Consider the following 12,585-nt stretch of genomic DNA (forward strand, 5'->3'; position numbering starts at 1 on the left):
AGATTCAGTCTCCGTCCAAGACCGTAGGTGTCTGATTTTATTAAATGATGACTTAATCTTCCTACGTAGATGGTGCCCGAACTGACAGAAAGCCCTATGTAAATAGTTACCTTTCTTCTGGGAAGCACCTCAATAACTCTCACTGTTGTGATAATAGTGAGTGGTGTAACGACAACCAGGAGTAAATCCAAGATGGCTTTAAACCTTCAAGACAAAAAAGCAATTGTTGCTGAAGTCAACGAAGCTGCCAGTGGTGCACTTTCTGCAGTTGTAGCTGATTCTCGTGGCGTTGAAGTGGGCGCGATGACATCTCTACGTAAACAAGCTCGTGAAGCGGGTGTTTATGTACGAGTTGTTCGTAACACACTAATGCGTCGTGCGGTTGAAGGTACAGACTACGAGTGTCTAACTGACACTTTCACTGGTCCTACTCTAATCGCATTCTCTAATGAGCACCCAGGTGCTGCAGCGCGTCTTTTTAAAGACTTCGCTAAAGAGAATTCAAACTTCGAGATCAGAGCTGCTGCATTTGAAGGTGCGCTAGCTGACGCTGAAGTACTAGCGACACTACCAACTTACGACGAAGCAATTGCACGCCTAATGATGTGCATGAAAGAAGCTTCTGCAGGCAAGCTGGTACGTACTATCGCAGCACTACGCGATCAAAAAGAAGAAGCTGCGGCATAAGCCTTGCTTTTTTCTGGTTGCTTAATAAACTTATTGTTGATTTAAAAGAGAATTGTTATGTCTATTACTAACGAGCAAATCCTAGATGCAGTTGCAGAAATGTCTGTAATGCAAGTTGTTGAACTAATCGAAGCAATGGAAGAGAAATTCGGTGTTTCTGCTGCTGCTGCTGTTGTAGCTGGCGGTGCTGCTGGTGGCGAAGCTGCTGCTGAGCAAACTGAATTCGATGTAATCCTAGAATCTGCTGGCGGCAACAAAGTTGCTGTAATCAAAGCGGTACGTGGCGCGACTGGCCTAGGTCTTAAAGAAGCGAAAGCTCTAGTTGACGGCGCTCCTGCACCTCTTAAAGAAGGCATCGAGAAAGATGAAGCTGAAGCTCTTAAAGCTCAGCTAGAAGAAGCTGGTGCAAGTGTTACTGTTAAGTAATTATTGCATAGTTTCTTAGCCCTAGCGGCTAATGGCTGGTGGTTTTACAACCACCGGCCTTTTTGCGCTGTAGGGGTTGGGTGATTTTTCCGCTGTTTGAGCACCCAAGTTCCTAGCAAAAAGCATTTCATGACAGCTTTATGAAATGTCACTACAGTCAAACAGTTGTTAGTCACTGTCTACGAATGACTCTAGACAGTTTGGGTCACTTATCAGCGAGCTGAGGAACCCCATGGTTTACTCTTATACCGAGAAAAAGCGCATCCGTAAGGACTTTGGTACTCGTCCACAAGTGTTGGACATTCCATACCTGCTATCGATCCAGCTCGATTCGTTCGAGAAATTTATCGAACAGGATCCTGAAGGTCAATACGGTCTTGAAGCTGCTTTCCGTTCTGTATTTCCAATTCAGAGCTATAACGGCAATTCCGAGCTGCAATACGTTAGCTACCGTCTTGGTGAGCCAGTTTTTGATGTTAAAGAATGTCAAATTCGCGGCGTAACTTATTCAAAACCACTACGTGTAAAACTACGCCTAGTCATCTTTGATAAAGACGCGCCAGCAGGTACTGTAAAAGACATTAAAGAACAAGAAGTCTACATGGGCGAAATACCGCTTATGACAGACAATGGTACCTTCGTTATCAATGGTACCGAGAGGGTTATCGTATCCCAGTTGCACAGAAGCCCAGGTGTATTCTTCGACAGCGATAAGGGTAAGACCCACTCTTCAGGTAAAGTTCTCTACAATGCGCGCATCATTCCTTACCGTGGTTCATGGCTTGATTTCGAGTTTGATCCTAAGGATAACTTATATGTACGTATTGACCGTCGTCGTAAACTGCCTGCATCGATCATTCTTCGTGCGCTAGGTAAGACGACAGAAGAAATCCTAGACATCTTCTTTGAGAAGGTGAACTTTGAGGTTAAAGACCAGACTCTTCTTATGGAGCTGGTTCCTGATCGTTTGCGCGGTGAAACGGCATCATTCGATATCGAAGCTAATGGCAAGGTCTACGTAGAAACGGGCCGTCGTGTAACTGCACGCCATATCCGTCAACTTGAAAAAGATGGCGTTGAGCATATCGAAGTGCCCGTTGAGTATATAGTTGGTAGAGTTGCATCAAAAGATTATATCAATGAGGCAACCGGTGAGATTATTATTTCTGCTAACCAAGAGATAAGTCTTGAAGCACTAGCGAACCTATCTCAAGCTGGCCACAAAGCACTAGAAGTTCTATTTACGAACGATCTAGACCACGGCCCATTCATGTCAGATACGCTACGCATCGACAGTACTGTTGATCGTATTTCTGCTTTGGTAGAAATCTACCGCATGATGCGCCCAGGTGAGCCGCCAACAAAAGAAGCCGCTGAAGCCTTATTTGATAGCTTATTCTTCTCTGAAGAGCGTTATGATCTTTCGACTGTTGGTCGTATGAAGTTCAACAGCTCAATTGAGCGCGAAGACGCACAAGAGCAAGGTACGCTTGACGAGCTAGATATCATCGAAGTGATGAAGAAGCTCATTGCTATTCGTAACGGTATTGGAGAAGTCGACGATATTGACCACTTAGGTAACCGTCGTATACGTAGCGTTGGTGAAATGGCTGAAAACCAATTCCGTGTTGGTTTAGTACGTGTTGAACGTGCAGTGAAAGAGCGTCTAAGCTTGGGCGATCTAGATGCTGTAATGCCACAAGATTTGATCAACGCTAAGCCAATTTCTGCGGCAGTGAAAGAGTTCTTTGGCTCTTCTCAGTTGTCTCAGTTTATGGACCAAAACAACCCTCTATCAGAAGTAACGCATAAGCGTCGTATCTCTGCATTGGGTCCAGGCGGTCTAACGCGTGAGCGTGCTGGCTTTGAAGTTCGAGACGTACACGTAACTCACTACGGCCGTCTATGTCCGATCGAAACGCCTGAAGGTCCAAACATCGGTCTTATCAACTCACTATCTGCATTCGCACGTTGTAATGAGTATGGTTTCCTAGAGACACCATATCGCCGTGTTGTAGATGGTGTAGTAACAGACGAAGTTGATTACCTATCTGCTATTCAGGAAGGTCAATACGTTATCGCTCAGGCTAACACAGTACTGACTGAAGCAGGTACATTTGCTGAAGAGTTGATCACAGCTCGTCAGAAAGGTGAATCTGGTCTGCACCCACGTGACCATGTAGATTACATGGACGTTGCGACTAACCAAGTAGTATCTATCGCTGCTTCGCTTATTCCGTTCCTAGAACACGATGATGCGAACCGTGCATTGATGGGTGCGAACATGCAACGTCAGGCTGTTCCGACACTTAAGGCTGATAAGCCTCTTGTTGGTACAGGTATTGAGCGTAATATTGCTGTTGACTCAGGTGTAACAGCGGTTGCCAAGCGTGGTGGTGTTATCCAGTCTGTAGATGCGTCTCGTATCGTTGTGAAAGTGAACGAAGACGAGCTGATCCCAGGTGAAGCGGGTATCGATATCTACAACCTAACTAAATACACTCGTTCAAACCAAAACACGTGTATCAACCAGCGTCCAACTGTGATGCCTGGTGAACCTGTTGCACGTGGCGATGTGCTTGCCGATGGTCCTTCAACAGACTTAGGTGAACTTGCACTTGGTCAGAACATGCGTATCGCATTTATGCCTTGGAATGGTTACAACTTCGAGGACTCTATCCTTGTTTCTGAACGTGTTGTTCAAGAAGACCGTTTCACGACTATTCACATTCAAGAGCTATCTTGTGTTGCACGTGATACTAAGCTTGGTGCTGAAGAAATTACGGCCGATATTCCAAATGTAGGTGAGTCTGCTCTGTCTAAACTGGACGAGTCAGGTATCGTTTACATAGGTGCGGAAGTTAAGGGTGGTGACATCCTTGTTGGTAAAGTCACACCAAAAGGCGAGACTCAGCTGACTCCAGAAGAGAAGCTACTGCGTGCCATTTTTGGTGAAAAAGCATCAGATGTTAAAGATACCTCACTGCGTGTACCAAACTCAGTGTCAGGTACCATCATCGATGTTCAAGTATTCACTCGTGACGGTGTTGAAAAAGACAAACGTGCGCTTGAAATTGAACAGATGCAGCTAAAAGAAGCGAAGAAAGACCTTACTGAAGAATTCCAGATTCTAGAAGGTGGTCTACTCAACCGTGTTAAAGCTGTACTTGTTGAAGGTGGTTATACTGACGCTAAGCTTGACGCTATTGACCGTAAGAAGTGGTTAGAGCTAACGCTAGACGACGATGCTCAGCAGACTAAGCTTGAGCAACTTGCAGAGCAGTACGATGAGCTAAAAGCTGACTTCGATAAGAAGTTTGAAACTAAGCGTCGTAAGATCACTCAAGGTGATGACTTAGCTCCAGGCGTACTGAAGATCGTTAAAGTTTACCTTGCGGTTAAACGTCGTATTCAGCCAGGCGATAAGATGGCCGGTCGTCACGGTAACAAGGGTGTAATCTCTAAGATCAACCCTGTAGAAGACATGCCTTACGATGAGAAAGGTCAGCCGGTTGACATCGTGCTTAACCCGCTGGGTGTACCTTCTCGTATGAACATAGGTCAGATCCTCGAAGTCCACTTAGGTCTCGCGGCTAAAGGTATTGGTGACAAGATCAACCAAATGCTGAAAGAGCAGCAAGAGCTGGCTAAGTTCCGTGACTTCCTACAAAAGGTTTACGACTTAGGCGAAACTCGTCAGACAGTTGATGTTGCATCCTTGACTGACGATGAAGTGCGCACTTTGGTCAACAACTTGCGTGGTGGTCTACCTATCGCAACACCAGTCTTTGATGGCGCCTCTGAGCAGTCAATCAAAGAACTACTTAAGCTGGGTGAACTACCAGAATCTGGTCAGCTTACTCTGTTTGATGGTCGTACTGGTGATGCATTTGAGCGTCCTGTAACCGTTGGTTACATGTATATGCTCAAACTAAACCACCTTGTTGATGACAAGATGCATGCTCGTTCTACTGGTTCATACAGCCTAGTTACTCAGCAACCGCTGGGTGGTAAAGCTCAGTTCGGTGGTCAGCGTTTCGGTGAGATGGAAGTATGGGCACTAGAAGCATACGGTGCTGCTTACACCCTACAAGAAATGCTAACGGTTAAGTCAGATGACGTTAACGGCCGTACCAAGATGTATAAGAACATCGTGGATGGCAACCATAGCATGGAACCTGGCATGCCAGAATCGTTCAACGTACTGTTGAAAGAGATTCGCTCGCTTGGTATCAATATCGAGCTAGAAGACGAAGAGTAATCCCCACGGGGTTATTTGGTTGAAGGTGCTCACTTTTGCGGGTGAGCTCCTTTTAACTCCTTACAGGAGCTGATTGTGAAAGACTTATTAAACTTTCTAAAAGCACAGCATAAGACCGAAGAATTTGATGCAATCAAAATCGGTCTATCTTCACCAGACATGATTCGTTCATGGTCTTTTGGTGAAGTTAAAAAACCTGAAACGATCAACTATCGTACGTTCAAACCTGAACGCGATGGTCTGTTCTGTGCGCGTATTTTTGGTCCAGTTAAAGATTATGAATGTCTTTGTGGCAAATATAAGCGTCTGAAACACCGTGGTGTTATCTGTGAGAAGTGTGGCGTTGAAGTTACACAAACTAAAGTTCGTCGTGACCGTATGGGCCACATTGAACTTGCTTCACCAGTTGCTCACATCTGGTTCCTAAAATCATTGCCGTCTCGTATCGGTCTACTTATGGATATCCCTCTACGTGATATCGAACGTGTTCTTTACTTCGAAATGTACGTGGTAACAGAGCCTGGTATGACTGATCTAGAAAAATCTCAGATGCTTACCGAAGAAGAGTATCTAGATCGTCTAGAAGAGTGGGGTGATGAATTCACGGCTAAGATGGGTGCTGAAGCGATCAAAGACCTACTTGCGTCTATGGATCTTCCGGCCGAAATTGAAGAAATGCGTGAAGAGCTTCAGTCTACTAATTCAGAGACTAAGCGCAAGAAAATCACTAAACGCTTGAAGCTAGTTGAAGCATTCGTTCAATCGGGCAACAACCCAGAGTGGATGATCTTAACTGTACTTCCGGTACTTCCGCCAGATCTACGCCCTCTAGTTCCACTAGATGGTGGTCGTTTTGCGACTTCAGATCTGAACGATCTATACCGTCGCGTGATCAACCGTAACAACCGTTTGAAGCGTCTACTAGAGCTTGCTGCTCCGGACATTATCGTACGTAACGAAAAGCGTATGCTACAAGAGTCTGTTGATGCACTTCTAGATAACGGTCGCCGCGGTCGTGCGATTACAGGTTCGAACAAGCGTCCTCTAAAATCTCTTGCTGATATGATCAAGGGTAAACAAGGTCGTTTCCGTCAGAACCTTTTAGGTAAACGTGTAGACTACTCTGGCCGTTCTGTAATCACAGTAGGTCCATACCTTCGTCTGCATCAGTGTGGTCTTCCTAAGAAGATGGCACTTGAGCTATTCAAACCATTTATCTACAGCAAACTTGAGACTCGTGGTTTAGCGACGACGATCAAAGCTGCGAAGAAGATGGTAGAGCGTGAAGAAGCGGTTGTATGGGATATTCTCGATGAAGTGATTCGTGAACATCCAGTACTACTGAACCGTGCACCGACACTTCACCGTCTAGGTATTCAGGCGTTCGAACCAGTACTTATCGAAGGTAAAGCGATTCAGCTGCACCCACTTGTTTGTGCGGCGTACAACGCGGACTTCGATGGTGACCAAATGGCGGTTCACGTTCCTCTAACTCTAGAGGCGCAGCTTGAAGCTCGTACTTTGATGATGTCGACAAACAACATTCTGTCGCCAGCATCAGGTGATCCTATCATCGTACCTTCACAGGACGTTGTTTTGGGTCTGTACTACATGACGCGTGAGAAGATTAACGTTAAAGGCGAAGGTATGTACCTTGCTAGCCCAGCAGAAGCTGAGAAAGCATACCGTACTAAGTCTGCAGAGCTGCATGCTCGCGTTAAAGTCCGTATCACTGAGACTGTTAAAGATGAAGACGGCAACAGCACTACTGAGACTAAGCTAGTTGATACAACTATTGGTCGCGCAATGCTGTGGCAAATTGTGCCTGCTGGTCTTCCGTTTAGCATCGTTAACCAAAAGTTAGGTAAGAAGCAAATCTCTCACCTATTGAACGAGGCTTACCGTAAACTAGGTCTGAAAGACACAGTTATCTTTGCTGACCAAATCATGTATACCGGTTTTGCATACGCAGCGCTTTCAGGTGTGTCTGTTGGTATCGACGACATGGTTGTACCAGATGCGAAATACACTGAAATCGAAGAAGCGGAAGCAGAAGTTCGCGAAATTCAGGAACAGTACCAATCTGGTCTTGTTACCGCGGGTGAGCGCTACAACAAAGTTATCGATATTTGGGCATCGACCAATGATCGCGTTGCAAAACTGATGATGGAAAACCTGTCATCAGAGACAGTGGTTAACCGTGAAGGTGAAGGCGAACAGCAAGAGTCGTTCAACAGCATCTACATGATGGCTGACTCAGGTGCTCGTGGTTCTGCTGCTCAGATTCGTCAGCTTGCCGGTATGCGTGGTCTGATGGCGCGTCCAGATGGTTCTATCATCGAAACCCCGATCACGGCGAACTTTAAAGAAGGCTTGAACGTACTTCAGTACTTTATCTCAACGCACGGTGCTCGTAAGGGTCTAGCGGATACGGCACTGAAAACAGCTAACTCAGGTTATCTGACACGTCGTCTAGTAGATGTCGCGCAAGATGTTGTTGTCCATGAGCACGATTGTGGCACACATGAAGGTATCGACATGATGCCTCATATTGAAGGTGGTGACGTTAAAGTTGCACTTTCTGAGCTAGCTCTTGGTCGTGTAGTTGCTGAAGATGTTCTTAAGCCAGGCACCGAAGATGTTTTGATTCCACGTAATACTCTGATTGATGAGAAGTGGTGTCAGATCATGGAAGACAACTCAGTAGATAAAATCCGAGTTCGTTCAGTGGTAACTTGTGATGCAGACTTCGGTTGTTGTTCACAGTGTTATGGTCGTGATCTTGCACGTGGTCACCTAGTTAACCAAGGTGAAGCAGTGGGTGTTATTGCTGCTCAGTCTATCGGTGAACCAGGTACACAGTTAACCATGCGTACGTTCCACATCGGTGGTGCAGCATCGACGGCAGCAGCAGAAAACAGCATTCAAGTGAAGACCACTGGTACTGTTAAGCTGCATAACGCTAAGTTCGTAACTAACAAGCAAGGTAAGCTTGTGATCACTTCTCGTGCATCAGAGCTAACCATTATTGACGAATTTGGCCGCACCAAAGAGAAGCACAAACTTCCATACGGTTCACTACTTAGCAAAGGCGACAACGAGGGCGTTGAAGCTGGAGAAACAGTAGCGAACTGGGAAGCTCACACTATGCCAATCATCACTGAAGTGGCAGGTCGTATCCAATTTGTTGATATGATTGATGGTGTAACGGTTTCTCGTCAAACTGATGACCTAACAGGCTTGTCTTCTAGCGAAGTGACCGAAGCGGCTGCTAGACCGGCTGCAGGTAAAGACATGCGCCCTGCTATCAAACTTATTGATGCGGCAGGCAAAGATGTAATGATTCCTGGTACGGATATGCCAGCTCATTACTTCTTACCTGGTAAAGCGATTGTTAACATTGAAGACGGTGCTGAAGTTGGTGTCGGTGATACGCTTGCTCGTATACCTCAGAAATCTGGCGGAAACCGAGACATCACTGGTGGTCTACCACGAGTTGCTGACTTGTTTGAAGCTCGTAAGCCGAAAGAACCTGCGATTCTTGCAGAGCACACAGGTACTGTGAGCTTTGGTAAAGAGACCAAAGGTAAGCGTCGTCTAGTGATCACTCGCGAAGGTGGAGACACTTACGAGGAGATGATTCCTAAGCATCGTCAGCTCAACGTTTTCGAAGGTGAGAAAGTTGAACGTGGTGATGTTATCGCAGATGGCCCAGAGTCTCCACATGACATTCTACGTTTACGTGGTATCCATGCGGTTACTCAGTACATCGCGAACGAAGTTCAGGAAGTATACCGCTTACAGGGCGTTAAGATTAACGATAAGCACATTGAGACTATCGTTCGTCAAATGCTTCGCAAGTGTACAATCACATTCGCTGGTGACTCAGAGTTCCTAGCGGGCGAGCAAGTTGAATATGCGAACGTTAAGATTGCTAATCGTCAGCTTGAAGCCGAGGGTAAAGAACCTGCACGCTTTGAACGCGAATTACTTGGTATCACTAAGGCGTCTCTAGCAACTGAATCCTTCATTTCAGCGGCATCGTTCCAGGAGACAACTCGCGTACTAACAGAAGCAGCAGTTTCTGGTAAGCGTGATGAGCTACGTGGTCTGAAAGAAAATGTGATTGTTGGTCGATTGATTCCAGCAGGTACAGGTTTCGCTTACCACCAAGATCGTCAAGCGAAACGTGTTGAAGAGCAAGAAGGCCCATCTGTTGAACAAGCAACAGATAACTTGGCTGCTTTGCTTAACGCAGGTTTCTCAGTTGATGAGTAATAGCGTGTAAAGCGTTGAAAAAGGCACCTTAGGGTGCCTTTTTTGTTCGTTCTGTTTACAACTTTGAGGGGGGGAAGTTATACATCTTTTATTATGCGCCAGGAGGTACAGCCAGACTGTCCGCAATTAACTGGATTAGCTGGTCCTCTACTTCAAAACGGACTTCCAATATCTCTCCAATTAGCGATAAATCACTATCAAAAGACTCGAGAGGTTCATCATCTTTAACCGCAGCGTATTTGTCGGTAAAGTTGAGCAGTGGATCGGTAGTAAGAACAATGCGCCCGTAGGTTGCATTGATTTCCTCTGTTGCTTCAAAGCCAGTTGAACGCCATTTATCCATCACCATATCATAAATTTTGAAATGCCCTTCAGAGATATAATCGACGAGATGTTGGCAGAAAACTTGTAGCTCATCAGCGGTAGGGAGTGAAGAAAGTGTGGTTTTTACAGAAGTGGGTTGAAGTGATGCAAGCTTACAATATTCTACGATAAGCGATTGCCTAGTTTCTAGCCAGTGATCAATCAGATCACTTGAGCCGCCCCATTGTTCTTGTGTTTGTTTGAATTTATTCAGCATGACCATATCCTCATGATCGAGCCACTTTTGCAGTGACAATTACGCTTTGACTCCCAAAACCGGTGTAGAGCAAAACTTTTCGTTCTTACTAGAGTTTATAGCCAGAAACTCGCTCTACTACAAACTCTGGTATGAATTAAGATTGCCAGTAAAATGAATGAACTGCAAGTATAGAGGGTTGGTAATGTTAAGCAAAAATGATAGAAAGCCAATAGAGACAGCCTACTGGTGTCTTGTGTCGGGAAGTGAAGTATGGTTGATTAACAACAAATTACCTTGTGGCACTGCCATAGAGCTTTCTATACCACAGGGCCTGGGACACAAGATTGGTGAGTATAAAAATCTGCCTGTTATTTGGTTAAATGCAGATGAAGTTGAACAAAATCTGCACCTAACGCCGTTACGTGAGTGTCTAAGCCTACCCGAAAGCGTTTTTTTATTACTCAGTAAAGCGGTTCAGTATGGTCACATGACCCAAACACTGAGATTTTGCTCTCTTTGTGGTGGCAGGAGTCATCTCAACAACAGTCAACTGACAATGCAATGTGGAGACTGTCGGACACTACATTACCCACGTATATTTCCTTGCATCATAGTGGCTGTTCGTAAAGGGAACCAGATCTTATTGGCTCAGCATTCTCGCCACCGAAATGGTATGTATACGGTTATCGCAGGGTTTGCTGAAGTGGGTGAAACTCTTGAGCAATGTGTTGCAAGAGAAGTGAAAGAGGAAACGGGCCTTGATGTTACCAATATTCGCTATTTTTCCAGCCAACCTTGGGCTTTTCCATCCAGTTTAATGGTTGGTTTTCTCGCTGATTACCAACAAGGAGAACTGAAGCCAGATGATTCAGAGATTGATAGTCTTGGTTGGTTTTCAGCCGATACATTACCTGCTATTGCGCCACATGGAACTATTGCAAGAGCGTTAATCGAGGAGACGATTAAGGAATGTGTTAAATAAACATACTCCAGAATTTATCTTCTTGAATCCGTGTAAAATGTAAAAAAAACCCTCCGAGAGGGAGGGGGTAAGTAAGATGTCGTTATGAGATGCTGAGTCACAGGTACTCAGGTTATAGTTATTATTTTTCGCTAGCACGGAGATTTTTAACACTGTTACAGTTTGGGCGCAAACTAAGCGCTGATTTAAACGTTAATAACTTGATCCAGGTTGCAAAGCATGCCGCTTTTGTAGGCTAAACAGTGTTAGAATAACGGCGCTAAACAAAAGCTCAATAGTTGGAAATACGGAATGACTGAACTTAAAAATGATCGTTATCTGCGTGCTCTTTTAAAGCAACCAGTAGACTACACACCAGTATGGATGATGCGTCAGGCAGGACGTTACCTACCAGAATATAAAGCGACTCGAGCTGAGGCTGGTGACTTTATGTCTTTGTGTAAGAATGCTGAGCTGGCCTCAGAAGTCACACTTCAGCCATTACGCCGTTACCCTCTTGATGCTGCAATTTTATTTTCAGATATTCTAACTATTCCAGATGCTATGGGTCTAAAGTTGCGCTTTGCGGCTGGCGAAGGCCCAGTATTTGACAACCCTATTACCTGCAAGGCTGATGTTGAAAAAATTGGCATCCCAGATCCGGAAGGCGAATTGCAATATGTGATGAATGCCGTGCGTCAGATCCGTAAAGATCTAAAAGGAGAAGTACCTTTGATCGGTTTCTCTGGAAGTCCTTGGACGCTGGCAACTTATATGATCGAAGGTGGCAGCTCAAAAGCTTTCACTAAAATCAAGAGGATGATGTATTCAGAGCCACAAACACTGCATATGTTGTTAGATAAACTTGCCGACAGTGTTATTGAATATCTTAACGCTCAGATTAAAGCTGGCGCTCAATCTGTCATGGTGTTTGATACTTGGGGTGGTGTCCTGACTCCAAGAGATTACAATTTATTCTCACTCCAATACATGGAAAAAATTGTTGATGGACTGATTCGAGAAAACGAAGGGCGCCGAGTACCCGTTACCTTGTTTACTAAAAATGGTGGCATGTGGTTAGAAAAAATTGCCGCGACCGGATGTGATGCGGTTGGTTTAGACTGGACAATTAACATCGAAGAAGCTGTGCGCCGCGTTGGAGATAAAGTGGCACTGCAAGGAAATATGGATCCTTCAATCTTGTATGCATCACCAGAGAGGATTCGCCAAGAAGTCGCAGATATTTTAGCAGGCTTTGGGGATAGAGGGACTGGTCATGTATTTAACCTAGGACATGGTATCCACCTTGATGTTCCACCGGAAAACGCTGGGGTATTTGTTGACGCGGTTCACGACCTGTCTAAGTCCTTTCATCAATAAGTTTTTTAAGCGTCTGTTCTAATCAGGCGC

Annotated in this window: 7 protein-coding genes; 6 read left to right on the forward strand and 1 reads right to left on the reverse strand. The window is 45.2% G+C overall.

Annotation, left to right across the window (positions count from 1 at the left end; translation table 11 throughout):
• Positions 1–192: 192 nt before the first annotated feature.
• The 4 genes from rplJ to rpoC all read left to right on the forward strand — a co-directional run bounded on the left by rplJ (position 193) and on the right by rpoC (position 9,652).
• Complete coding sequence (gene rplJ, locus FIV01_RS01305; RefSeq protein ID WP_114788009.1) at positions 193–687, forward strand: 50S ribosomal protein L10; 495 nt, start codon at positions 193–195, stop codon at positions 685–687.
• A 57-nt stretch (positions 688–744) separates the two neighbouring features.
• Entirely contained in the window at positions 745–1,113 is a 369-nt protein-coding gene (rplL, locus tag FIV01_RS01310; RefSeq protein ID WP_006957113.1) for a 50S ribosomal protein L7/L12, read from the forward strand.
• A 232-nt stretch (positions 1,114–1,345) separates the two neighbouring features.
• Positions 1,346–5,374 (forward strand): DNA-directed RNA polymerase subunit beta, encoded by a 4,029-nt coding sequence (gene rpoB / locus FIV01_RS01315; protein ID WP_152429401.1) that lies wholly within the window; start codon positions 1,346–1,348, stop codon positions 5,372–5,374.
• A 75-nt stretch (positions 5,375–5,449) separates the two neighbouring features.
• A complete protein-coding gene (gene rpoC / locus FIV01_RS01320) occupies positions 5,450–9,652 on the forward strand; it encodes a DNA-directed RNA polymerase subunit beta' (protein WP_114788011.1) in 4,203 nt (1,400 codons plus the stop codon).
• A 91-nt stretch (positions 9,653–9,743) separates the two neighbouring features.
• Here rpoC and rsd read toward each other — a convergent pair whose 3' ends face one another.
• On the reverse strand, positions 9,744–10,238 hold the full coding sequence (rsd, locus tag FIV01_RS01325; RefSeq protein WP_152431622.1) for a sigma D regulator: 495 nt from the start codon (positions 10,236–10,238) through the stop codon (positions 9,744–9,746).
• Positions 10,239–10,416: 178 nt separating this feature from the next.
• Between rsd and nudC the strand changes: the two genes are divergently transcribed.
• Both nudC and hemE read left to right on the forward strand, forming a co-directional pair.
• Positions 10,417–11,196, forward strand: a complete 780-nt coding sequence (gene nudC, locus FIV01_RS01330) for an NAD(+) diphosphatase (protein ID WP_152429402.1) — start codon at positions 10,417–10,419, stop codon at positions 11,194–11,196.
• Between the two features lie 291 nt (positions 11,197–11,487).
• On the forward strand, positions 11,488–12,555 hold the full coding sequence (hemE, locus tag FIV01_RS01335; protein ID WP_152429403.1) for a uroporphyrinogen decarboxylase: 1,068 nt from the start codon (positions 11,488–11,490) through the stop codon (positions 12,553–12,555).
• The last annotated feature ends 30 nt before the right edge of the window (positions 12,556–12,585 follow it).

The sequence above is a fragment of the Vibrio aquimaris genome, from assembly GCF_009363415.1.
Taxonomy (GTDB): Bacteria; Pseudomonadota; Gammaproteobacteria; order Enterobacterales; family Vibrionaceae; genus Vibrio; species Vibrio aquimaris.